This window comes from Halobacillus litoralis (assembly GCF_009856445.1).
GTDB classification, from domain to species: domain Bacteria; phylum Bacillota; class Bacilli; order Bacillales; family Halobacillaceae; genus Halobacillus; species Halobacillus litoralis.
The window spans coordinates 23,503-47,840 of the sequence record NZ_WMFA01000011.1 but is presented as its reverse complement, the minus strand read 5'-3'; the positions used below and the strand labels follow the sequence as shown (position 1 = coordinate 47,840).

The following is a 24,338-nucleotide window of genomic DNA, read 5'->3' as shown; positions in this document are numbered from 1 at the left end:
CTTCTTTGTGTTAAATGTATTTTTGTAAGGTTTGTACGAATTCGATCAATTTCTCCTCATCCACTTCATCAAATCTTCCTTTGGAAGGGCTGTCGATATCAAGGACACCGAAAATTTCACCATCTTTTAAAATGGGAACGACTATTTCAGATTGGCTTGCGGCATCACATGCGATATGACCTGGAAACGCATGGACATCTTCAATGCGCTGAACTTCGTTATCGGCTACGGCTGTACCACAAACCCCTTTGCCTGATGGGATTCGAACACATGCGGGAAGGCCCTGGAAAGGCCCAAGAACGAGCTGGTCTTCTTTCCACAAATAGAAGCCGACCCAATTCACATCATCTAAGAATTGGTTGAGGAGAGAGGATGCATTGGATAAGTTAGCGATTTGATCCGGCTCGTCCTCAATAAGAGCCTTTAATTGTTTGATGACCAAATCATATTTTTCATTTTTTGAACCTGAGTAAGAAGTCGCTTGAAACATCTTGATACCTCCTGAGCATATAGTATTCGACAAAAACTAGAGTTTTCTGTCGGTATTTGATGGACGATTGCAAGCAGGAAATCCAACAAATATAGAGAATCCTTTCCTGAGGGGGAAAAATAATGAGCCGACCAAACGTAACGCGTGACAAAGTGTTAGATGTAGCCTGCCGCCTTTTTTACAGCCAAGGTTTCAATGGAACATCTGTCCGGGATATCGCGAAGGCAGCTAATGTCAATGTCTCGCTGATCCATTACTACTTTAAGAGCAAGCAAGGCCTTTTTGAATCGCTCGCTGTCAGCTATTTTGAGCCTTATCTTGAAATGCTGGAAAACGAGCAACCCTCAGAAGGCGAATATCGTCTAAATGAATTAGTGAAAAAAATTCTACATTATAAACAGTCCAATTATCAACTATCCTGTTTGTTAAATAGGGAGCTGACGTTAAACACGACGTTTGCAAGAGAAATGCTCGTCACTTACCTGGCGAAAGAGAATCACTTGCTTACCCAAATCCTTTTTCATAAAAACTCCCACATTGATGTGACATTCAAAGAAAAATTATGCCTGCTTCAATTAAAAGGACTCTTAAATGCTCCGTTCATGATGCCACATGAATTTAAAGATCCGTTTATTACAGATGCTTCTCTCAATCACTTTGTAGACATGTATAGTGGACTTATGAACGATCATCGTTCCGTCCAGGAGCTTGCTAAAGCTTGAGAATCTGAGAATCGACAGAGCTATATCCTTGCCCCAGACCTGATGACGTATGAGCATCAGAACCATAGATTAAAGGTATACCCATCGAAGAGGCTTTTCGTGCCATTTTTAATGGCGGATAAGTCTCTTTGCAATGCTCTTTCACAACTCCTGCACCGTTATAATCAAGGGTGTATCCTCGATCCTTAACAAGTTTGAGAAATGAATGAGCCAGCTCTTCCCAATTAGCCGGTGCGGGATAGAGTTCCTGGAACTTCTTTACAAGTGTCATATGACCAATCCTGGACGGCTTGTATTCACCTAAATCACTGAGAACCGATCGGGTAAGTGTTTTGTAGTAGGCCTCATAAAGTTGGTCGACCCCGCCAAAATCATGAAGGGCTTCTCTATACGTGTCCGGGCTGTAATCGATACAGTACCACCGGCTTTGTCCTTGTAAAAAGTGAACGGATAGGATGCTGTCATCAAGAGAGGGACCATAAGTATGGAGGAAGCTTTCCACCTCTTTTTCATACCCTTCGATATAGTCAACTTCAAATCCTTTCTTAATATGAATATCCTTTTTGTATGCTGCTTTTAATTGATCGATTTCTTTTAAATATTCTTCCACTTGGTTTAAAGACATCCCGCTATCTTTTTCCGGCACGGGGTCTTCAAACGTTGAGGGCAGCGGTGCGTGTTCTGTGAATGTCATGGAATGATACCCGCATTTTATGGCTTGTTCAATGTAACTTTTAAGTGTATCTGAAGATCCATGTGGGCAATATGGGGTATGGATGTGACCATCAATCATAGTCGTCTCTCCTTTGTGCTTGAATTTTTTGTCAATATGATAATAAATTTGAAATATTTTAGCCAAAAGGATGTTTTACATGGTATCATTATAGACAACTAAATCACAATTCGGAACGGAATACATCCGTATGGCACGTTTATTGTAAGGAGGCTATTTATGAAGTTCGTCATCGGGGCTATTTTACTACTCATCGCATTGTTCATCATAGGGCTGATTTGGCGGAAAAAGGTCTATGATGAAGTGGATCGCCTGGAAGGTTGGAAAATGGATATCATGAACCGGCGCGTCACTGAAGAATTATCCAAAGTGAAAAGTTTAAACCTTTCCGGTGAGACACAGGAAAAGTTCGAAGCCTGGCGGGCCCGTTGGGATCAAATCCTGACAAAAGAACTGCCTGAGCTGGAAGAAGACCTTTTCGATGCAGAAGAAGCGGCGGATCGCTATCGTTATAAACGCGTGAAAGTGGTCTTGGCAAACACAGAGAAAAAGTTAGTAGCCATTGAGGAAGACATTAAAATGATGCTTCAAGAACTGGAAGACCTCCTTGATTCCGAAAAGCAGAGCCGCTTGGAAATTGAATCGATGGAGCCGGAATTGAAAGAGCTCACCAAACTACTTATTCAAAACCGCCATCAATATGGCAAAGCGGTCCGTGTTTTTGAACAAAGAGTGGGTGAATTGAAGGATAAGCTTAGTGAATATGAACAGTTAACCGAGCAGGGGGATTACATTGAAGCCAACACCCTGGTGCAAACGATTCGGCAGGAGACTACACAATTGCAGGAGGATGTCCAACATTTTCCTGATCGTTTGAAACAGGTGAAAATTGATCTGCCTGAACAGTTGAAAGAGCTGAAAAATGGTGTGGAAGAGATGAAGGCGGAAGGGTACAGGATCTCTCATTTTGATTTTCTTCCGGAGTTACATAATTATGAGCGGTCTCTGGAGGAAATGCTCGTGCAAATGGAGCAGGGAGACCAATCAGGGGTCGAAGAGTCGTTAGAAGAAATTCAAACAAGAATTCAGGAAATGTACCAGCTGCTGGAAAGAGAAGCAGTAGCTCATCATTATGTGGAGAAACAGTTTGTACCGCTTAAAGCTCAGTTGGATGAGCTGGAATATGTTTTGGCGGACACGGAACGGGAATTAGAAGAAATCCAACAAACGTATCAAGTGGAGGAAGATCATTTGGAGTCTCACCGAAGCTTGAAAAAGTGGTTTAATCAAATGCGTAAACGGGTGACAAGCCTCGATTTCAGACGAAACGATGGAGAAACCTCCTATTCTCTTCTCCGTGAAGAGGTAGAAGATACCGAAAAACAATTGCAAGAACTCGAAGAAAAGCATAAATATTTCCATGAGCGTGTACAAAACCTCAGAAAAGATGAAAGAGAAGCTAAACAAAAGTTGACGAAGATGGAGAGCCTTCTCTTAGATACTCATCGACGTCTAAAGAGAAGCAACATCCCGGGCATTCCTACTGCTATCTATGAAGATATGAAAACGGCGAGCCACAAAGTGGATGAGGTATTTCAAAGCCTTGAAGCACAGCCACTGGATATGGCTGTAGTCAATGAAAAACTTGATGAAGCTATGGGTATGACTGAGCAGTTGAGTCAGGATGCTGAAACGGTTATGGAGACAGCTCAACTTGCTGAACGAGTCATTCAATGCGGCAATCGTTATAGAAGCAAATACCCGATCTTAGCTGCTAAACTTCTTGAAGCAGAGGAAAGATTCAGGTCTTATCATTATGATCAAGCACTTTCTCTAGCAAAAGAGGCCATTGAAGAAGTAGATCCAGCTGCATTGTCTAAAATTGATAAAGAGGAAGAAGTCCTGGTTTAGGAAGTGTTTCATTTGAAGAAAAGAATCATCATCGGATTAATTTCAGCAACCGTTCTTACCTGGGCAAGTGTTTTTACCGTATTTTCTATAAACCAGGATGCGGGTGTGTTAGAGAGCGGGGAGCATAGTTTTACCAGGTCTATGAATTCAGAAGGTAAAAATTTGAATGATCAGCGAATCGTTGATTTCTTTGAAAGAAACGTAGGAGTGGATGATGAGGCTAGTGGAACAATCATCGGAGAAAAGACTTTGACGAAAGAATGGGTCAAGGATGTCCGTGAAGATGGAAAACTAAGTATCGATACTCTCCTTAAATCTCTTAAATTAAATGATACGGACAACAGTTAAGATGAAGAGCACCTGCTGAGGCAGGTGCTTTTTTTGTTCCTAAACCAAGTGTTCCATTTGACTTCATGTTATGATAAAATAATGAGCTGCAATTCGAAAACAAAGGAGTCAGAGCCCATGATTTACCTAGATAACAGTGCCACAACTCATCCGCATGACGAAGTTTTGGAGAGTTTTCAAAAAGTCGCCGACCAATATTTTGCCAATCCCTCATCCGTCCATCGTTTCGGGAGTGATGCTGAACGCTTATTGGATCGATCCAGAAAACAAGCGGCCCAGCTATTAAACGTCTCTCCACAGGAAGTGGTCTTCACATCCGGGGGTACAGAAGGAAATAATATGGCGATCAAAGGGGTTGCGCTTCAACATCAAACCAGAGGGAAACATTTGATTACGACTGAGATTGAACACCCCTCTGTGATGGAAGCATTCAAGGCACTGGAAACATTGGGTTTTGAAGTCACTTATATAAATGTTGATCAGAACGGGAAAGTTAATCCTGAAGATATAAAGCAAGCGTTAAGAGATGATACGATTCTTGTCAGTGTCATGAGCGTGAACAATGAGCTAGGTACCATTCAGCCCGTGCAAAAAATTGGTGAATTACTCAAATCTTACCCTAAAGTATTTTTTCATGTCGATCATGTTCAAGGGTTAGGAAAAATAGAGTTATCCTTAAAAGATTGGGGCATTGATCTTTGTACTCTTTCTGGTCATAAGATTCATGGATTGAAAGGGACCGGGGCTTTACTCATGCAAAAGCACGTGCGTATTTTTCCATTGTTGCATGGAGGAAATCAAGAGGCAGAAGTAAGAGCAGGGACAGAAAATTTGCCTGGGACAGTTGCGTTTGTAAAAGCTCTTCGTCTGCTTCATGAAAATCGTGAACAAAAAATTGACCACTTAAGTGGAATGAGAAAGATGTTATGGGAAGGGCTCATGCTCCGAGACTTTTGTAGGATCAATTCACCGGAGGACGGGGCTCCCCATATTGTGAATTTTTCTATCCCAGGATATAAACCTGAAGTCATTATTCACGCTCTTGGAGAAGAAGGCATATTTATTTCAACCAAATCTGCCTGTTCTTCCAAACAGCCGGACGTGAGCGCTGTTCTCAAGGCATGTAACTTGGACTATGAACGGACGACATCCGCTTTGCGCGTTAGTCTTTCTACAAGCAATAGAAGAGAGGAAATCGATCTGTTCCTGAAAAAATTAGATCAAACAGTTGAAAACTTACAAGCGACGATGGGGTGAGCATAATGAATTTTGATAGAATTATGATTCGATACGGTGAAATGGCGTTGAAAGGGAAGAATAAACGTGCATTTGAACAAAAACTGCAAAGTAACATTGCTATAAAGCTAAGGAAGTATCCAAATACAACGATAAAAAAAACACAAGGGCGCATGTTTGTCCTGCTGAATGGGGAAAATCCTCATGATGTAATGAGAGAATGCCAGGAAGTTTTCGGTATTCACAGCCTCAGTTTCGCTGTCAAAGTGGAAAAAGAAGAGGAGCTAATGAAAGAAGCAGTGATGCTTGCCTTTCATGATGCAAAGAATGCACGTACATTCAAGATTTCATCAAAGCGGACAGATAAAACTTTTTCTATTCCTTCACAGGAGCTCAACCCGTTATTGGGGGGCCATATCCTCCGTCAAACGGAAGACGTAAAGGTCGATGTACACAATCCGGATGTAGAAATAAAAGTAGAAGTTCGTCACGAAGGGTGTTATGTGACGGCACAAGATTACAAAGGAGCGGGTGGACTGCCGGTCGGTACAACAGGGAAGAGTTTGTTGATGCTTTCAGGCGGAATCGATAGTCCTGTCGCCGGATATTTGACGATGAAACGTGGTGTTGAAATTGAAGCGATTCATTTTCATTCTCCTCCTTACACAAGTGAACGGGCGAAACAAAAAGTCATCGATCTTGCTCAAGCTTTATCAAAGTTCGGTTCAAAAGTTAAAATCCATGTTATTCCTTTCACAGAAATTCAGCAAAAGATTCATCGTGAAATGCCGGAAGGGTACAGTATGACGATCATGCGCCGAATGATGATGCGAATCAGTGAGCAATTGGCTGCTAAGAATGATCTTCTTTCCATCACTACCGGCGAAAGCCTTGGTCAAGTCGCCAGTCAGACGATGGAAAGCATGCATACGATTAATGAGGTTACTAATTACCCGATTATCAGGCCGCTAGTTTCTATGGACAAACTTGAAATTATCGATATTTCCAGAAAAATTGGAACGTATGATATATCTATCCGCCCATTTGAAGATTGTTGTACTGTATTCGTTCCGAAAGCTCCTAAAACGAAGCCGACACGCAAAAATGCCAATTATTATGAATCCAATTCAGATTTCTCTGAGGATATTGAAAAAGCATTGGAAGAATCCTATACCATTGAAGTCTCTCCTGATCATCAATCAGGGCAGAAAGACGACGAATTTGATGATTTACTGTAGAGTTATCTCTCTGGCCATAATGGCCAGAGCTTTTTTATTTTCTAGGAAATAATTATATTGATAAGGAATTGACCTCTAATACCATTCGAGACCATCGTGGTCATTCTTTTAATAGCTTGTACTTCATTTCTTTCCGCATATAGCTTATGGTATAGATAAAAGGAAGAAAGAGGGAGTGTTAAAAGTGAAGCTCTGGTATGGTGGGAAAATATATACGATGAAAAAAGAAGGCGAATGGGTGGAAGCGATTGTGACTTCCCAAGGAAAGGTGAAAGCGGTTGGTGATACACAGCTTTTATATCAAACCTACAAAGATGAAATTACGGAAGAACATGATTTGAAAGGGGCTGTCATGTACCCTGGATTTACCGATAGTCATTTACACATCATCGGCCACGGAGAACGTTTAATGAGGCTCGATCTTTCTTTTATGAAATCTGCAGAAGAAGTGAAACAGGCCTTACATCAGCACGCAGAACAACTGCCACCTGGAGAATGGATCATCGGTGATGGTTGGAATGAAAACCAATGGGAAGAAAAACGCATCATACATAAAGATGAACTTGATGAAATTTCTTCGGAACATCCGATGATGCTTACAAGGGTCTGCCGCCACGCCTTACTAGCCAATACAAAAGCCATGAACATGGCTGGGGTCGAAAGAGGTACCCAGGACCCTCAGGGTGGTGTCATTGTAAGAGGGGAAGACGGAGAAGCGACTGGATTTTTCCATGATCAGGCACAGGAACTTATCAAAGCGGCCATGCCTGAAGTTACGCCTGAGTATTTAAGGAAAGCTACCGACTTAGCAGTTAAGGATATGCATTCTTATGGTCTTGTTGGAGGCCATAGTGAAGACTTGAATTACTATGGTGGTTTCAAAAAAACATACGACGCTTTTCTGCATGTCATTGACGGTAAGGTAACAAAATTCCGTGCTCATCTTCTAATTCATCATGGCGTCATTGAACAGGTAGATCAAGAAAAACTTGGGTTCAAAAAAGGGACGGACTTCGTGGAATTAGGGGCTTTGAAAATCTTCTCTGATGGAGCTTTAGGTGGAAGAACAGCCTGGTTGAAAGATCCATATGCAGATGATCCGGAAAACTATGGAGTAGCTATCCATACAGACGAAGAGCTTGATCAACTTGTAAAAGAAGCAAGGAAAAGAGATATGCCGGTGGCTGTCCACGCCATCGGGGACGGAGCGGTGGAAGCTGTGGCCAACGCCATTGCGTCCAATCCTCTTAAGAATGGAGAACGTGACCGTATCATCCATGCACAAATTCTAAGTCCTGCGTTAATTCATCAATTGCAGCGCTTAAATGTCGTTTTGGATATACAGCCAACCTTCGTTGCTTCTGACTTTCCGTGGGTCATGGAACGACTAGGGAATTTAAGACTGAAGAATTCCTATTCATGGAAAACTCTTCTTGATGCAGGAATTAAATGTGCAGGAGGATCAGATGCCCCAATTGAAGAAATCAACCCGCTGCTAGGCATCCGTGCCGCCGTAGACAGAAGAGCGTCTTATGATCATGCCGTCTATCAAGCGGAAGAGAAGCTTACGGTATATGAGGCGATTTCCCTTTACACGAAAGGAAGTGCGCAGGCGATTCACAAGGAGAAAGAACAAGGGATGATTCAGGAAGGGTTCCTTGCAGACTTTACCGTATTAGACAGGGATCTTTTTGCACTGAAATCACATGAACTTGCAGACGCAACGGTTACCATGACCGTCGTAGACGAGGAAATCGTCTACCAACGCTCATAACCACCGATAAGTAAAAGTTATTCAACAAACTGGCAGGTTTCTTGAAGACTCAGTTTCGAGATGTTTGGGGGCTTCGTTTGCCATATTTGGAGTCAGGGGTGGCTGGGAAGCTACTCGCTTTCCTGTGGGGGAGTGCCGAGCTTCCTCGGGCTACGCCCTGCAGGATCTCGCCGATCTCCTTTCTCCCACGGGAGTCTCGCAGCTTCCCAGCCACCCCATACGATAAAAGTGAGAAACGAACCCCTTTGCCCAGTATGAGTGGCTTTCACAGATCCTGAATCTATAGTGATAAAGCGCTCTATAACAGGCTTTATCATTCAAAATGTTGTAGGAGAATCCATGTTGCTTCACTTTCCTTAGGAGTAAAAGCTTCCCTTTCCTGGAAGTGGTTTCGAGATACTTATATGGCAAAGGGCGGAGGGGAATGGCGAGACTCCTGTGGGAAAAAAGTGCTTGGTGAGACCCCACAGGACGCAGTCCGAGGAGGCTCACCGCGCTCCCGCGGAAAGCGAGCTATTCCCCGCAGCCCCCATCCACTCAACAAAAGTCTCGAAACTGAGTCTTCCACTAAAGGGAGCTTTTGTGTAGTAGATATATTTTAAACAAAAAAAGGAACTTCCGATGTCTCGGAAGTTCCTTTTTAGAAGAGATTACAGGAACGTACGTTTTACACGGTCCCAGTACGTATTATTTTTAAGTTTGACGGTTTTAATAACGTTCTCGCTGAGGTTGATGGTAACGTCTTGGATGTTACGAACGGAGAAAGCCTCATTATCCATACCAATAATAGGATAGTCATTTCCATCTTGCCGGACTTTGAGCTTTAATGACCGTTCTCCGCTTAAAATAAAGGAAGAGCCGAGTGTGCGGTAGCGATTATTGTTGAGAGAAGCAAGCTCGCTGATTTGGAAACAAGGAAGCTTCGGATCCACCACCGCACCGTTGATGGATTTATTATAAGCGGTGCTTCCAGTAGGAGTGGCAATAATTAAACCGTCTCCACGGAACGTTTCAAAATGGAGATCATCGATGTGGACATCAATGACGATGGATTTGATCAATGTCGAGCGCACGCTGCATTCATTCAAACACATGAAGGTAGACTCATTATTAATCGTTGTTTCAATGACGGGAAAACGGCGGACTTCAACTTCAGAATTCTTCATCGCATCAATCATTTCATCGTGATCATCGATGTCAAAGTCACAGTAAAGACCTGCTTCATGCCCGGTCCGGATCCCAACATACAGGCAGTCTTGACGGAAGCCCGTTTTGCGGACAGCTTGCAAGAAGGTGCCATCGCCGCCTACAGCGATGATGATGTTAGCATCTGTGGAATCTTCGACGATATGAAAATTATTGTCGCGTGCCAGTTGGAATAATGATTCCAATTTATCATTTAATTCTTCGGTTTGTTGATAAAAAAAGTATAAATTTCTTCGTTGGTCGTTCATCTAGCATCCTCCTTTTATGTATAGCTTGATGTCATTTTATCATTTCATTCTTGAAACCGCACACAATTTTCAAACAAATCGGGAAAGTTTAACATTGTTGAATTGAAGGGTGTAATTCGATATGGTGGATATAGATGAAAACGTAAACGAAGATTGGCGCATCATGTTTGAGTTAAACAGACAGCTGCGTCAATTTCTTTTGATTTGGTACGAGGAAGTTTACAAGGTATGAAAGCGTAATTATATTATAAGGAGAATGATTATGAAGCAGGAACAAGTGGAAAAACTATTTCAATGGATCGATGATACGTCAACGGTCATATCTGAAGACTTGAATATCACTTATTTAGAAGCAATTGCAGAAACAATGGATGTTCTGTTCAATGGACAGCCCTTTGACGACATGGGAGATGCTTTGCAGACCTTTCTCACGAATGAACTGCTGAAAGTGAAAAAAGAAGAGTTTGAAAAAGAAGAAATAAGAAAAGCGGTTCAGCTTGCCATTCTAAAAGGAATGAAAGGAGCTACTCAGCAGCAACACCTCATCACACCAGACTCTGTAGCCATGTTTATGGGGTATTTGGCTTCCAAATTATTTGAAGGAAGAGAAAGCTTGAAACTTTTCGATCCAGCGTCGGGAAGCGGAAATCTAATGACATCCGTTATGAACCAGCTGGATATGTCGCTGCAAGCGTATGCCAGTGAAGTTGACCCAACGCTTATCCAGCTTGCTGTTGCGAATGCCAACCTGCAAAAAAATGAAATTGAATTCTTCCATCAGGACAGCCTGGCCCCTTTCTTAATGGAGCCTGTCGATTTTGTTTTGGCTGACCTTCCTGTAGGCTATTATCCTGATGACGCTCAAGCGGCAAGGTATAAACTGAAAGCGGATGAAGGCTTATCCTATGCCCATCATCTGTTTATAGAACAGGGATTGAATTATACAAAAGAAGGCGGCTTCCTTATGTTCATTGTCCCGAACTTCCTTTTTGAGAGTGAGCAGTCTAAGGCTTTGAATGCTTTTTTACGTGAGCATGCTCATATTGTGGGAATGCTGCAGCTTTCCGATAGCTTATTCAAAGATGAAAAGCATGGAAAGAGCATTTTGATTTTACAGAAGAAAGGACAGGGAACGAAGGCTCCGAAACAAGCATTGTTGGCCAAACTCCCTTCTTTTAAGAACCCGAATGGGATGGCGGATATCCTGACACAGATGAACCAATGGTTCGACGAATATAAAAGCACACAATTGTGAGAAAATAACGAATATAACAAGTAAACGTTATCATAGCTCAGTGACCTTGAAATCGATGATAACGGGTGATTAAATAGTAGTGGTAGAAAATTACGAACCTATATTTTAAGGGGATGAGCAACGTTGAGTAATAAAATTCTTGCTATAAATGCAGGTAGTTCATCACTGAAATTCCAACTGATTGAAATGCCTGAAGAAACTGTAATTACCAAAGGTCTAGTCGAGCGTATCGGCTTGAATGATGCGGTATTTACTATTGAAGTAAATGATGAAAAAGATGAAACTGTAACAGATATCCCTGATCACGGAGAAGCTGTAAAAATGCTTCTTGATAAATTGACAGCGAATGGAATCATTGATTCTCTAGATGAGATCAATGGTGTCGGTCACCGTGTCGTTCACGGCGGCGAGCGTTTCAGCGAATCTGTACTCATCACGGATGAAGTCATCCAAGAAATTGAGGAAGTATCAGACTTGGCGCCATTGCATAACCCTGCAAACTTGACTGGAATCAATGCTTTCCGTGAAGTGCTTCCGAATGTACCTCACGTAGCAGTATTTGATACTGCCTTCCACCAATCCATGCCTGAGCAGTCTTACCTGTACAGCCTGCCATATGAGTATTATGAAGACTACGGCATCCGGAAGTATGGTTTCCATGGTACTTCTCACAAGTATGTTTCAGAGCGTGCTGCTGAGATGTTGGGACGCCCAGTGGAAGAACTTCGTCTTCTATCATGCCACCTGGGTAATGGTGCCAGTATTGCAGCTATTGAAGGCGGCAAGTCTATTGATACATCTATGGGCTTCACACCACTTGCTGGGGTTACAATGGGGACGCGTTCAGGTAACATCGACCCTGCATTGATTCCATTCATCATGGAGAAGACAGGTAAAACAGCGAATGAAGTCATGAATGTATTGAACAAAGAAAGTGGTATGCTTGCGCTTTCTGGTTTCTCCAGTGACTTGAGAGATATCGAAAAGCGTGCAGAAAATGGGGACGAGCGTGCCGAGCTTGCTCTAGAAGTGTTTGCTGCACGTATTCATAAATATATCGGTTCTTATGCAGCTCGTATGCACGGCATTGATGGAATTATCTTTACAGCTGGTGTAGGTGAAAACAGTGTTACGATGCGTGAACGTGTGTTAAAAGGGCTTGAATTCATGGGCGTGTACTGGGACCCTGCCCTTAACAAAGTTCGTGGAAAAGAAGCATTTGTAAACTACCCTCACTCCCCTGTGAAGGTCATGATTATTCCGACAAACGAAGAAGTCATGATTGCTCGTGATACCGTCGAAAAAGGACTATAATAGGAAAAGCAATTGTACCCTAGGTGCAATTGCTTTTTTTTGAGCTTTCAGTCTACAATATATGGTAAGGAACAAAGACGAGGAGGGAGCGCTTTGTCACACCACCACCGCATACGTACGGAATTAAAGACATGGTTAGAGCAATACCAACAGTATCAGCCGAATGATTTTGAAATGGTTTATGATCATTGGATTCAACAAAGTCTGATGAATGTGGATCCTCAAGTGAAAAAAGCATTTTTCTCAAAATTAGATGCCTGGTTTTTTCATACCCATGCTTTTTTACAAGGCACCTCTTATCAATATGAGGCGAGAGAACGGATTCTAACGGTGGGACGGATTTTTTCGAATCAGATTGAAAAAATTGAAGATATGGAGACAGAGCTGACCGTTGAACAGTTGACCTACATAGCCGAGCAGCAGATGGCTCGGGGGCGCCTGTACTCATTTGCACAGGGCGGCTTGACAGGGGCTGGTGGATGGCTTTTCTTAGGGATGGATTATCCTTTGATGATGTTAATGAATTTAAGAGCCATTCAGCTGATTGGGTTAACCTTTGGTCATGAGATGAACCACCCTTACGAAATGATGATTTCTCTCAAGGTTTTTCATGCCGCTACCTTGCCGAAAAGACTAAAAGCGGGTGCGTGGAATGAGTTGATCGAAGAAGTGAAAAAGAAAGAGCATCCTTTTATCTTTGCAGGGGAGGATCAATTGACCGATGAAGGTTGGATGGAACAACCGGTGAAACAGTGCTTTAAATCCTTATTCATCCTCATGTTCAGGAAAAAACTTGTTCAAGGTCTTCCATTCATCAGTATTGCGATCGGTGCTTATTCGAATTATCATTTAACAAAACAAGTGACAGAGTTCGCTATGAAGTTTTATCAATACCGTCACCTTATGAACAAGGAAGGAGCATCTTAATTGGCCGTAAAGGAACATAAAGAAAGCGCAGCAAATTCAATTTCCTGCCTTGTGCTCACCGTGAGCGACACACGTACAGAAAAAACGGACAAAAGTGGTAAGCTGATGATCGATACGCTGACGAAAGAAGGTCACTTGGTGGGTGAATACCATATTGTAATAGATGAACAAAGTCAAATTCATGACTATGTGAAGCGAGGGGTGGATGATCCCAAAATCGATGCCGTTTTAATAAACGGCGGTACAGGGGTTGCCAAACGAGATGTAACGATTGAAGTGATAGAAAAAATACTGGATAAAGAGATGCCAGGTTTCGGAGAAATCTTCAGAATGCTTAGCTACAAAGAGGATATTGGATCTGCGGCAATCTTATCGCGGGCGATCGCTGGAGTATCAGGACGAACGGCTATTTTCTCTACTCCAGGTTCTTCTGGTGCTGTAAAACTCGCGATGAATCGATTAATTCTTCCTGAACTTCCACACATAATTGGTGAACTGAATAAAGACAAATAAAAGAGCCCACATGCGGGCTCTTTTATTTGTCTTGGCTTTCTTGTGTGTCATCAGGGCGAACAACAAGTACATCGCAGGTAGCGTATCTTGTTATGTGTTCGGATACACTGCCGATAAAGAAACGTTCCATCGCATTTAAGCCGGTTGCGCCACAGATAATCAGATCGGCATTATATTTCGGAGCGACATCTTTAGCAATTTTTACTTTTGGAGAACCGTATTCAATGTCAACCACTACATTTTTCACACCGGCTTTTTCTGCTTTTTCCTGGTAGTCATTTAATAATTCGGTCGCATATTGTTCCGCCCGGATGGCTAGGGAACGGTCATAGGCTTCTACGGTCGCAAAGGCCCGGGTGTCCACCACGTGAGCTAAAACCAGCTTCGCCTCGTTACGGTTCGCAATGTCAATAGCCTTATTAAATGCAACTTCTGCCGTTACAGAACCATCGACCGCCACAACAATATCTTTGTATTCAAAAGTCATGCTGGATGCCTCCTCTCATTTCTATATTTTTATTATATCACGCCTGTTTATTGGATAGACGGACGAATCAAGCATAATTATAACAATTTTGCGAAAAGTAAACAGGGAGGTGGTCACATGAAGAAACCGAAAAATCCAATCGAAAGAGAAAAAGAAATGGAACAGGATCAGCAACTCATGCAGTCCATGAATGAGAGTTACCAATCTGGAAGTAAGAAAAAAGATAAACGCTAACAAAAAGCCCCAACAGTTTTATGCTGTTGGGGTACTTGATTTATCTTTCTTTTTTAAGAATGGGTAAACCGTGAAGATCACCAAGAAAGTTAAGAATCCCGGAGACCACGAATCAGGAAGAAGGAAATAAAGAAGGCTCCCTGCCATAATCACTCCCATAGCCAAGCTGTTCACATACCGTGGCTTCGTTAATAGGAGCAGATCTTCTTCGTCCAAATGTATTCTTTTTACAATCAGGTAATCACTGCAGATAACAGCTGAGATTGGAATGATTAAGCCGCCAAGCAAAGAGATGAAGGATTCGGCTTCATTTACAAGGGTGGGAAATCCACTAAGGAGCACACCTACTGAGCCGAAAGCAACGGCCGCTTGAACTCTCGAGAGTTTTGGAAAGGTATTTAAAAGGCTGAATCCACCTGTATAAGCATTGCTGACATTAATACTGATCATAGAAACGATGGCTGTCGCTGTAATGATCGTTATAAAAATCGGGGAATCCGTCAAGTCCGTCGATGATACATATGGGTTGATATCCTGAAAAAGATAGGCGGAGGCACATCCGATAACGGCTGTAATAAAAAATCCAATTCCATTTCCTATGAGTAGCCCGTAAAATCCATGGGAAGGGGACTTTGCGTACCTCGTCATGTCAGCAGATGCACTGACGCCTGATACATATTGAACAAAGGCAAGGCTTGCAAAAAATAACATAGAGGGAAAGGACCCTCCCAAGCCTCCACTTTGAAGCATCATCAGTGAACCAGGTGTCACATTTGTAGTAAAGTAAACATACAAGATTGTTGCCTCTCCAACGAGCAATAAAGGTAAAAAATAGCTCATCGCTTTTTTTACCGCATTAAAACCAACAATCGCAAGTGTAACCATGAGAATGGACAACGGAATGGAATAGACCCAAAACGGGAAATTGATACCAGTTAAACGTAAAATCAGTTGTTGGATGACATATGTACCGCCGATCGTTTGTACACTGAACCAATAAAGGGAAGTGAGACTTCGAATCGGTGCGGATAAAAAGCGGGTTCCATTTACTCCAAGGATGGTACGTAATGCATATTGGGCCGGGATGCCGAGTCTTGCGCCTGGTAAAGATAAAAAGGATACAAGTAAAAAGCCGAGGATGGCTCCGATACTAGTGGAGATGACACCTGTCCAGAAGGAAAGTCCACCTTCCAAGACAGCCAATGCGGGAACGAGGAAATTACCTGCATTGGCAGCGATGGCAATCTGAATGAAAGCAAAGCGGTACCAGGGGGTATCCCGTTTCTCGGCGGGGACTGCTTCTAATCCATATTGTTCGATTACACGTTTCCGTGGAGCATAAGCTTTCAAAACATTCACGTCCTTTCTGACCCAATCATTGTACAGAAAGGTGACACAAGTGTAAATGAAAATAGAATCTTAAGGAGGTTTGGAAAATGAGACATGCTCTGATTACAGCTGGCACCAAGGGGCTGGGCAGAAAAGTAGCTGAGCACATGCTGGACCAGAATCATTCCATTACCGTTACATATAAAAACGACGAAGCTAAAGCCCTCTCTTTACTGGATGATTTCCCAATGGATCATGACAGAATACAAATTATACAGGCTGACGTGACAGTCAAAGAGGATATTCATCGTCTTACCGAAAATACAATAAAGCGCTTTGGAAAAGTAGATTATTTGATTAACAATGCTGGACCATATATTTTTGAACGTAAAAAACTGATGGACTATACAGAAGAGGAATGGAATTCGATGATTCGAGGAAATCTTGACGCTGTGTTTTATCTGATGAAAGCTATTGTTCCTCATATGAGGAAGCAAAATTTCGGAAGGATCATTAATTATGGGTTTCAGGGTGCGCAATCTGCTTCCGGGTGGATCTATCGTTCTGCTTTCGCAGCAGCAAAAGTTGGTCTTGTATCCCTGACTAAAACCATTGCTTATGAAGAAGCAGAATATGGCATCACATCAAATATGATATGTCCGGGAAACATAACAGGAGAGTGGAAGGAAGCCTGTATAGAGGTGAGTAGAAAAAGCAAGGATGAAGAAACCCCAATCGGGAGGCCGGGAACAGGGGAAGATGTAGCACGGACCATCGACTTTTTATGTCATGAAGACTCGGATATGATTACGGGTACGATCTATGAAGTCACCGGTGGATTGGACGTTATTCACAGGCATCGGTGAAGACGCAGGAAGGGCTGAATTTCAGTGTACCTTCATCACGGGTAAAAGATTTGGTACAATGAAAGGGCTTTCTTAGATCTTCGATTAACTTGTATGATAAGCACAAAAAGAGGACGTATTAATCATATGTGGAACAAGGAGGCTGGGTTGCGTTGAAGATAGGAGTACCAAAAGAAGTCAAAAATAATGAGAGTCGTATAGCTATGACTCCTGCAGGTGTGGTCAGCTTAACCAACGCGGGACATGAAGTGTTTGTAGAAACCCATGCAGGATTAGGTTCAGGGTTCACCGATGAACAGTACAGGGAAGCGGGGGCCACAATCGTTGAGTCCGCTCAGAAAGCATGGAGTCAGGAAATGGTTATGAAAGTGAAGGAACCGGTTCCTGAAGAGTATGACTATTTTTATGAAGGTTTAATCCTATTTACTTATTTACACTTAGCGCCGGAATCTGAATTGACGAAGGCTCTCGTGAATAAGAAAGTGGTTTCAATTGCTTATGAGACCGTCCAATTACCGAACGGTTCATTACCACTTTTGACACCGATGAGTGAAGTAGCTGGAAGAATGGCATCCCAAATCGGTGCACAATATCTTGAGAAATCCAAAGGTGGAAAAGGGATCCTCTTAGGAGGCATCCCTGGTGTAAGGCGCGGGAGAGTCACTGTTATCGGTGGTGGAGTTGTAGGAACAAATGCTGCAAAAATCGCTATGGGGCTAGGAGCAGATGTCACCATCATTGACCTCAACCCTGAACGCTTGCGCCAACTTGATGATATTTTTGGTTCTGATATCAACACCTTGATGTCAAACCCGCTTAATATTCAAGAGGCTTTGGAAGAGTCTGATCTTGTTATTGGAGCTGTCCTTATTCCTGGAGCTAAAGCGCCAAGCCTTGTTACAGAAGATATGGTCAAATCTATGAAAGAAGGCTCCGTCATTGTAGATGTAGCCATTGATCAGGGGGGCATTTTTGAAACCACTGGTCGAATTACCACTCATGATGATCCCACTTATGAAAAGCATGGCGTGCTTCACTATGCAGTAGCGAACATGCCGGGAGCTGTTCCCAGGACGTCCACAATCGGGTTAACGAATGTAACGATTCCTTACGCTCTTCAGTTAGCGAATAAGGGCTATGTGAGGGCTTGTCAGGAAAACGATGCGCTTTATAAGGGCCTGAACACGCTGGATGGTCATGTGACCTACAAAGCGGTGGCAGAAGCGCAAGGTCTTGAGTTCACAGAGGCCGAGCAACTTTTTTAATTAGTCAACTTTCAAAAAGCGCGGACTTTATGTCCACGCTTTTTTATATTCCTCACCTCTTCTTCCTACGCAATATAGCAGGAATGTGGAAGACTCAGTATCGAGATGTTTTTTTTGTGGACGGGGGCTGCGGGGAATAACTCGCTTTCCGCGGGAGCCCCTAGAATCACACAAACATCTCGAAACTGAGTCTTCAAGTATAGGGAGTTTTAGTTGCATCGTTGATTCCTCAGGTATTTCTTTAAGCCGATTTAATATGATTCTGGTTAGTATCTTCTGTGTCAGCCCCTTTTTGTTTTCTAAAGATGGTTGCAATGATAGGTCCTGAAATGTTGTGCCAAACACTGAAAATGGCACTGGGTACGGCAGCGAGCGGGTTAAAATGAACAGCCGCGAGAGATGCCCCAAGACCAGAGTTTTGCATACCAACCTCAATGGAAATGGCTCGTTGTTTTGCAGGCTCCATGTTGAACAACTTCCCTAAACCATAGCCAGTCAGGTAACCGAGCAGGTTATGGACGACCACGATTGCGAAGATGACGGCTCCTGTCTCTGCGATCTGAGATTGATTGACACTTACGACTGCAGCAACGATGGCTACGATACTAATGACCGATACAAGTGGCACGACCTTGACGGTTGCCTGCACTCTTTTCTTGAAGATGGATTGAACGATCAGACCTAAAACAATCGGTACAAGAACGACTTTAACGATAGAGACAAAAAGGTCTCCTGCTGAAACCGCGAGCCACTGGCTTGCAAACACCCATACCAGGAACGGGGTGAAAAGAGGAGCAAGCAGAGTGGATACGGCTGTAACAGAAACGGACAGAGCTGTGTCGCCCTTTGAAAGGTAAGTCATAACATTGGAAGAAGTCCCACCCGGACAACATCCTACAAGAATGACACCGACCGCTACTTCTGGTGAAACGGGAAGGATCGTCACTAATAGGAAAGCGAGAAGAGGCATAAGTGTAAACTGGGCTCCTACACCGACCGCCACATCTTTTGGCCGTTTGAAAACCTCCTGAAAGTCTTGTTTAGATAGAGTCAAGCCCATCCCGAACATGATAATTCCTAATAGGGGAACAATATAAGGGGCGATCCACGTAAATCCTCCTGGGATAAAAAAAGATAAGGCCGCGAAAACGAGGACCCAGACCGCGAAAGTGCTGCCTGCAAATTGACTTACTTTTTCTAATGTTTTCATATGATTCAACTCCTTATGTAAAAATATATTTTCTGATTATACGCTCTTTTCAGAAAAAACAAAGGATGATAGACCAGAAAAAAATGAAAAAAAGCAAGAAATGGCCCAAGATTTGAGATTCTTGTAGATCCTGCGTAAAATAAAAAGAAAAAGTGAAACCTTTTAAGAGCATCACACGTACATACAGGTACACAGGGTCATAGTTGAAGGAGAGGTGAAGATTTGGGTTTCTTTTCTAGATTGTTTACAAAAAATGAGAAGCAGACACCAGAAGTGAAAGAGCGAACCCCTTTGAATATCCAAGTCGGGGACATTGTCACATACGATCTTGTGGATTACGAAGTAGTCGGTAAGATTACTTATCGTGACGGTGGTTATGAATGGTTTTCTTATCAGCTATTGGAAGGGAATCAAACAAAGTGGCTGGCAGCAGAAATGGATGATGAGCTGGAACTAGGCGTGTATGAGACAGTCAAACTCCCTGTATCCCTGCCCTTCCCTGAAAAACTCGAGTATGAGGGCCAAAACTTCTTTAAAGATGAAGAAGGAGAAGCGCGCGTAACAGGAGAAGGGAGAAGTACAAACATTAATGGACGTACCTCCCGATATGCGGAGTATATTTCGGAAGATGAAGAAACGTATCTCAGCCTCGAATCCTGGGGCAGTGAAGTAGAAGCAAGTGTAGGTTTTGATATTGAAGCATATGAAATTAAAATCCTGGCAGGTTCAAAATAAGGAGGAAGAAAAATGTTTAAATTTTTTAATCGTGTAAAAACAGTCGTAGGTTCAGAATTGAACGCCATGTTGGATAAAGCAGAAGACCCTGTTAAAATGCTGGATCAATTCATGCGTGATATGGAGAATGATATCCGTGAAGCTGAAAGTGCAGTAGCCAAGCAGATTGCTAATGAAAAAATGTTGAAACGAAAATACGACGACTCTCAGGCTCTTGTAGATAAGCGCATGCAGCAGGCAGAAAAAGCGATTGAGGCAGGGAATGAAGATTTAGCCCGTCGTGCTCTGGAAGATAAGAAGAACCATCAGGATCAAGCGGATCAATTCAAGGCTTCCTGGGAGCGTGCTCAGCAGGACGCGAATAACCTTCGTCAAAAGCTGGATGAAATGAAGAAGGAATATCAGGAAATGAAGTTAAAGAAAGATTCCTTGAAGGCACGTGCCGAGTCTGCGAAAACGCGCACGAAGATGAATCGCACCATGTCAAACATTGGTGGGGATCAGTCACGACAAGGTTTTGAACGTATGGAAGAAAAAGTTATGCACTATGAAGCAGAAGCTGAAACAAGTGAGGATATGTCTTCAGAGAGCCGTTCCTTGGACGATGAATTCGAAGACTTGGATAATAAAGATAGTGTGGATAATGAGTTGGAAGCACTGAAGAAAAAGATGAACAAAGAGTAATCTCTGGTCCAACACTCGTGCCTGGCCAAGTGGTCAGGCACGGCTGTTTTAAGGACTGGAAATATAACATATTTCGAGTGTTGGATGGATTGCCTCAATAGAGACATCGCTTTACGCTCAGTGTGACCTGAGCGATTGTTATGTGAAAGGAGGATGTGTGTTGAAAGATTATGCAGGGATCATAGTCGTAGGAATCATTGCCTTTTTCTTGTTGTTCAATGTATTCGGTGGAAATGACCAAAGAGGAATGTCTGGGTCTTATACAGAAGATACATATGGTGAACTCCCTTCAGAGCCTGACCGTTCAGAGATACTAAATGGATTAGAAAATTCAGGGACCAATGATATCGAATCACTGGTTCAGAATCATTTCCCTTTATTGGATACAGTCCGATCCGAACAGGGCATCTCGAGGATTTATATGACAAAACAATTGACGTTAACCGAGGTCTCAGATTCTTTGACCTCAGCTATTCCTCCAGAAGAAATAAGTGAGAGGCAGGAAAATAAACAGGCGCTCATATATCCTGATCATTTTGTTATCCTTCAGGAAAGTACGGAGGAACCCGGGGTCATTACGATTGAACTTGCATCTGATGATTTTGTAAGAAATCATTACTCTCCCGGCTTTTTTAGTGGTTTATTTTTAGGATCTATTCTTAACCGTTCGTTGGGGTCTAATGACTGGTATGAGCGTCGTAGGTCGAATTGCCAGCAAACCGGGAACTGTTATGGTGGATATGGGATGTACGGGAATTATAACTCAGGTGGAACCACTTCTATGAGAGGGTCATCAAATCGTGGTGGAGGACCAGGTACAGGAAAATAAAGGAGGTTATCATGATGGAACCATTTTTGGCTACGTTAGGCTATTTTGTAATGGCGGTTGTGATTGTTGTAATTGGATTGGTTATTTTCGAATGGTTAACAAGGCAGTATAAGGATTGGGAAGAGGTAAAGCAAGGCAACCAGGCGGTTGCCATGTCGATCGCAGGAAAAATTATCGGCATCTGTATTGTCCTCTCATTTGCAATCTATCATAGTTTCACTGTATGGGATACGTTGATATGGGGGGCGTATGGAGTTGTCCTTCAAATGATTGCCTACCTATTATTTGAATTATTCACACGTAAATTTTCTGTAGAAACGAAGTTAAAGGAAAATAATACAGCGGTCGGAATCATTACGATGGGGGTATCAATCGGTTTGGCCTTCGTTATTGGTGCGTCGATTACATAACGCCCTTGGAATAGCTGAGAGAAGCCACTATGAACCATTCTCATAGTGGCTTTTTAACATTCAAGTTTAAGTGGAGTGAACAAAGTGGAAGCGAATATTAGAAAAAGTCATTTTATATACTGGGCCTCAGGCATTGTTTCCATATGTGGTATTATTTTCGAAGTTTTATTTGGTGCGCTCGGGTCTTACATTCTCGGTGATGGTGTGAAGCAGTACACGTTGACGATCAGCCTGTTCCTTACCGGGATGGGGATTGGTGCGAGTATAAGTGAGAGAGTGATGAAGCAGCTGATTGTCACCTTCATTTGGATTGAATTCATGGTGGCTTTAATTGGAGGATTCTCAAGTTTCACGATGTTTGGTATGACAGCATTTGCTCCTTCGGGAACGGATGCACTGTTCTTATATTTAGTCACATTCACCATTGGTGCACTGACCGGTCTTGAGTTACCTATTCTTATCAGAAAGGCAAATGAAATAGGTGTAGAGCTCAACAGGAGCACGGCGAGAGTATTGTTTTCTGACTATGCAGGTGGATTGATTGGTGGTCTCCTGTTTGCTTTCTATCTCCGGCCTCAAATGGGTATGGTGAAAAGCGCCTTTTTTGTGGCATGTATCAACTTAGCCGTTGCTGTTTTAGTTTTGTATCTATTCCGCTCTGAAATTAAGAAATTCTCTATCCATTTGACAGGTGCCATTATCATCGGCGTCCTTCTTATTGGTGGGCTGTTCTTCGGTGAAGAAATGGCCTTCTCGTTCGAACAGAAGCTGTATAAAGATCCGATTATTCATATGGAAGAGAGTGCTTACCAACGGATCGTACTTACAAAGGAGCAGGGAGACACACGTCTTTTTTTAAACGGATCATTACAGTTCAGTTCAACAGATGAACACCGCTACCATGAAACACTTGTTCACCCTCCTGTCGCTCTTTCTGAAAAACATGAACATGTACTTATCCTCGGAGGGGGGGATGGGATTGCGGCTAATGAGTTGTTGAAGTACCAGGGGATCAAAGGGATTACGCTCGTCGACCTTGACCCTGCTGTTACAAACCTTGCTCGGTCCAATTTCCATCTACTGCAAGTAAATAAGGGTGCGCTAGATGACCCGAGAGTTAACGTATTAAACAAAGACGCTTTCAAGTTTTTGGAGAATGCGGATCAAATGTATGATGTCATTATTATTGACCTCCCAGATCCGAATAACGAAAGCCTGAACAAACTCTATACCCGGGAGTTTTATTCTTTAGTGAGAAACCATCTGTCCCCTGGAGGGGCAGCGATGATTCAGGCGACAAGTCCTCTTTTTGCGACAGAAGTATACTGGACAATTAATGAAACGGTAGCCTCTACAGGGCTTTACACCGAAAATTTCCACGTCGATGTTCCGAGCTTTGGTAATTGGGGATTCATTATGGCCTCAAGAGAACCGTTGGAGGTCGAAGAAGTCCAATTTACTGTGGAAACGGAATTTCTAACAGAGGAAGTTTTTCAATCTATGACAGTGTTTGGAAAAGATGAAGATGGGGAAATCTTGAATGGAGAAGGCCAAGTGGTCAAGTTGGAACCCAATACTCTCATCAACCCACACCTTATTCAGAAGTATGAAAAAGCTTGGCGTAATTACTAAATAAGCAATGTTTAAAAGGAGTGTTATGGATGAAAGTTTCTTATCATGGTCATGCCGTTGTGAAGGTTGAAGCCAATGGAAAGACGATTCTTTTTGATCCTTTTATTTCGGACAACGGGAAGACAGATCTGGATGCTGACCAAGTAAAAGCAGATGTGATTCTGCTTACTCATGGTCACAACGATCACGTTGGGGATACATTTGAAATTGCAAAAAGAAATGATGCTCAAGTCATCGCTCCGTTCGAGTTAGCTACTTACCTTGGAAATAAAGGGCTGAACGCTCACCCTATGTATATCGGTGGAGGCCATGAATTCGACTTTGGACATGTGAAATTCACCCAGGCCTTTCATGGTTCTTCTTATCAAGAAGAAGATGGAACGATCGTGTACACAGGAATGCCAACAGGAATTTTACTAACGATTGATGGAAAGACCATTTACCATGCCGGAGATACCGGATTGTTCTCTGATATGAAAATGATTGGGGAACGGAACGAAATCGATCTTGCTTTTCTCCCTATTGGGGACAATTTCACGATGGGGCCATCTGATGCGCTGGTGGCTGCTGAGTGGATTCAAGCGAAACAGGTTGTGCCTGTTCACTACAACACCTTTGATTTAATTGCCCAGGATGGGGATGCCTTTGCTCATGAAGTGAAACCAGGTAAAGGAAAGGCTTTAAAGCCGGGAGAATCCATCGAGCTATAAGACCAGGATATTCAAAGCCGTTTGTCTACTCT

At 42.8% G+C, this 24,338-nt stretch carries 24 protein-coding genes; 18 read left to right on the top strand and 6 right to left on the bottom strand.

Features of this window, described 5'->3' with window-relative positions:
* Positions 1-10: 10 nt before the first annotated feature.
* On the bottom strand, positions 11-490 hold the full coding sequence (locus tag GLW00_RS17605; RefSeq protein WP_160916280.1) for a free L-methionine (R)-S-oxide reductase MsrC: 480 nt from the start codon (positions 488-490) through the stop codon (positions 11-13).
* Positions 491-612: 122 nt separating this feature from the next.
* On the opposite strand from GLW00_RS17605, the gene refZ reads away from it, so the two are divergent.
* Positions 613-1,212, top strand: coding sequence for a forespore capture DNA-binding protein RefZ (gene refZ / locus GLW00_RS17600; protein WP_160916278.1), 600 nt, complete (start codon positions 613-615; stop codon positions 1,210-1,212).
* Here the strand turns inward: refZ and hisJ are convergent.
* Positions 1,202-2,005 carry a histidinol-phosphatase HisJ gene (gene hisJ, locus GLW00_RS17595; RefSeq protein ID WP_160916276.1) on the bottom strand — a complete coding sequence of 268 codons (804 nt, stop codon included), beginning with the start codon at positions 2,003-2,005 and terminating at the stop codon, positions 1,202-1,204. The genes refZ and hisJ overlap by 11 nt on opposite strands.
* Before the next feature lie 159 nt (positions 2,006-2,164).
* Here hisJ and ezrA point away from each other — a divergent pair, with 159 nt between their 5' ends.
* The 5 genes from ezrA (at position 2,165) to GLW00_RS17570 (ending at position 8,452) form a co-directional block, all read left to right on the top strand.
* Complete coding sequence (ezrA, locus tag GLW00_RS17590; RefSeq protein ID WP_160916274.1) at positions 2,165-3,856, top strand: septation ring formation regulator EzrA; 1,692 nt, start codon at positions 2,165-2,167, stop codon at positions 3,854-3,856.
* A 12-nt stretch (positions 3,857-3,868) separates the two neighbouring features.
* Positions 3,869-4,204 carry a hypothetical protein gene (locus tag GLW00_RS17585; protein ID WP_160916272.1) on the top strand — a complete coding sequence of 112 codons (336 nt, stop codon included), beginning with the start codon at positions 3,869-3,871 and terminating at the stop codon, positions 4,202-4,204.
* A gap of 117 nt (positions 4,205-4,321) precedes the next feature.
* Positions 4,322-5,461, top strand: coding sequence for a cysteine desulfurase family protein (locus GLW00_RS17580; RefSeq protein ID WP_160916270.1), 1,140 nt, complete (start codon positions 4,322-4,324; stop codon positions 5,459-5,461).
* Positions 5,462-5,466: 5 nt separating this feature from the next.
* The gene (thiI, locus tag GLW00_RS17575) at positions 5,467-6,678 is read left to right on the top strand and encodes a tRNA uracil 4-sulfurtransferase ThiI (RefSeq protein ID WP_160916268.1); all 1,212 of its coding nucleotides are present in this window, start codon (positions 5,467-5,469) and stop codon (positions 6,676-6,678) included.
* 184 nt (positions 6,679-6,862) lie between these two features.
* A complete protein-coding gene (locus GLW00_RS17570; protein WP_160916266.1) occupies positions 6,863-8,452 on the top strand; it encodes an amidohydrolase in 1,590 nt (529 codons plus the stop codon).
* 650 nt (positions 8,453-9,102) lie between these two features.
* On the opposite strand, the gene GLW00_RS17565 is transcribed toward GLW00_RS17570, so the two are convergent.
* Positions 9,103-9,906: an NAD kinase gene (locus GLW00_RS17565; RefSeq protein WP_160916264.1), complete on the bottom strand. Its 804-nt coding sequence runs from the start codon at positions 9,904-9,906 to the stop codon at positions 9,103-9,105.
* Positions 9,907-10,168: 262 nt separating this feature from the next.
* On the opposite strand from GLW00_RS17565, the gene GLW00_RS17560 reads away from it, so the two are divergent.
* The 4 genes from GLW00_RS17560 (at position 10,169) to GLW00_RS17545 (ending at position 13,915) form a co-directional block, all read left to right on the top strand.
* Positions 10,169-11,161 carry a class I SAM-dependent methyltransferase gene (locus tag GLW00_RS17560; protein ID WP_160916262.1) on the top strand — a complete coding sequence of 331 codons (993 nt, stop codon included), beginning with the start codon at positions 10,169-10,171 and terminating at the stop codon, positions 11,159-11,161.
* Between the two features lie 123 nt (positions 11,162-11,284).
* On the top strand, positions 11,285-12,475 hold the full coding sequence (locus GLW00_RS17555; protein WP_160916260.1) for an acetate kinase: 1,191 nt from the start codon (positions 11,285-11,287) through the stop codon (positions 12,473-12,475).
* A gap of 93 nt (positions 12,476-12,568) precedes the next feature.
* Positions 12,569-13,402, top strand: coding sequence for an EcsC family protein (locus tag GLW00_RS17550; protein WP_160916258.1), 834 nt, complete (start codon positions 12,569-12,571; stop codon positions 13,400-13,402).
* Positions 13,403-13,915: a MogA/MoaB family molybdenum cofactor biosynthesis protein gene (locus tag GLW00_RS17545; RefSeq protein WP_160916256.1), complete on the top strand. Its 513-nt coding sequence runs from the start codon at positions 13,403-13,405 to the stop codon at positions 13,913-13,915.
* Positions 13,916-13,937: 22 nt separating this feature from the next.
* Here the strand turns inward: GLW00_RS17545 and GLW00_RS17540 are convergent, their stop codons facing one another.
* Together GLW00_RS17540 and GLW00_RS17535 are read right to left on the bottom strand one after the other, a co-directional pair.
* On the bottom strand, positions 13,938-14,402 hold the full coding sequence (locus GLW00_RS17540; protein ID WP_160916254.1) for a universal stress protein: 465 nt from the start codon (positions 14,400-14,402) through the stop codon (positions 13,938-13,940).
* 252 nt (positions 14,403-14,654) lie between these two features.
* A complete protein-coding gene (locus GLW00_RS17535; RefSeq protein WP_160916252.1) occupies positions 14,655-15,986 on the bottom strand; it encodes a purine-cytosine permease family protein in 1,332 nt (443 codons plus the stop codon).
* A gap of 86 nt (positions 15,987-16,072) precedes the next feature.
* Between GLW00_RS17535 and GLW00_RS17530 the strand changes: the two genes are divergently transcribed.
* Both GLW00_RS17530 and ald read left to right on the top strand, forming a co-directional pair.
* Entirely contained in the window at positions 16,073-16,831 is a 759-nt protein-coding gene (locus tag GLW00_RS17530; protein WP_160916250.1) for an SDR family oxidoreductase, read from the top strand.
* Positions 16,832-16,983: 152 nt separating this feature from the next.
* A complete protein-coding gene (ald, locus tag GLW00_RS17525) occupies positions 16,984-18,096 on the top strand; it encodes an alanine dehydrogenase (RefSeq protein ID WP_160916248.1) in 1,113 nt (370 codons plus the stop codon).
* A 241-nt stretch (positions 18,097-18,337) separates the two neighbouring features.
* On the opposite strand, the gene GLW00_RS17520 is transcribed toward ald, so the two are convergent.
* Positions 18,338-19,306 (bottom strand): bile acid:sodium symporter family protein, encoded by a 969-nt coding sequence (locus tag GLW00_RS17520; RefSeq protein ID WP_160916246.1) that lies wholly within the window; start codon positions 19,304-19,306, stop codon positions 18,338-18,340.
* Positions 19,307-19,528: 222 nt separating this feature from the next.
* Between GLW00_RS17520 and GLW00_RS17515 the strand changes: the two genes are divergently transcribed.
* From GLW00_RS17515 to GLW00_RS17490, 6 genes are all read left to right on the top strand, one after another.
* Positions 19,529-20,041 (top strand): DUF4178 domain-containing protein, encoded by a 513-nt coding sequence (locus tag GLW00_RS17515; protein ID WP_160916244.1) that lies wholly within the window; start codon positions 19,529-19,531, stop codon positions 20,039-20,041.
* A 12-nt stretch (positions 20,042-20,053) separates the two neighbouring features.
* On the top strand, positions 20,054-20,725 hold the full coding sequence (locus GLW00_RS17510) for a PspA/IM30 family protein (RefSeq protein ID WP_160916242.1): 672 nt from the start codon (positions 20,054-20,056) through the stop codon (positions 20,723-20,725).
* Positions 20,726-20,885: 160 nt separating this feature from the next.
* Positions 20,886-21,554 (top strand): DUF4247 domain-containing protein, encoded by a 669-nt coding sequence (locus tag GLW00_RS17505; protein WP_160916240.1) that lies wholly within the window; start codon positions 20,886-20,888, stop codon positions 21,552-21,554.
* A gap of 14 nt (positions 21,555-21,568) precedes the next feature.
* Positions 21,569-21,964: a DUF350 domain-containing protein gene (locus GLW00_RS17500; protein WP_160916238.1), complete on the top strand. Its 396-nt coding sequence runs from the start codon at positions 21,569-21,571 to the stop codon at positions 21,962-21,964.
* A gap of 84 nt (positions 21,965-22,048) precedes the next feature.
* Positions 22,049-23,596 (top strand): polyamine aminopropyltransferase, encoded by a 1,548-nt coding sequence (locus GLW00_RS17495; RefSeq protein ID WP_160916236.1) that lies wholly within the window; start codon positions 22,049-22,051, stop codon positions 23,594-23,596.
* A gap of 29 nt (positions 23,597-23,625) precedes the next feature.
* Positions 23,626-24,306, top strand: a complete 681-nt coding sequence (locus GLW00_RS17490) for a metal-dependent hydrolase (protein WP_160916234.1) — start codon at positions 23,626-23,628, stop codon at positions 24,304-24,306.
* The last annotated feature ends 32 nt before the right edge of the window (positions 24,307-24,338 follow it).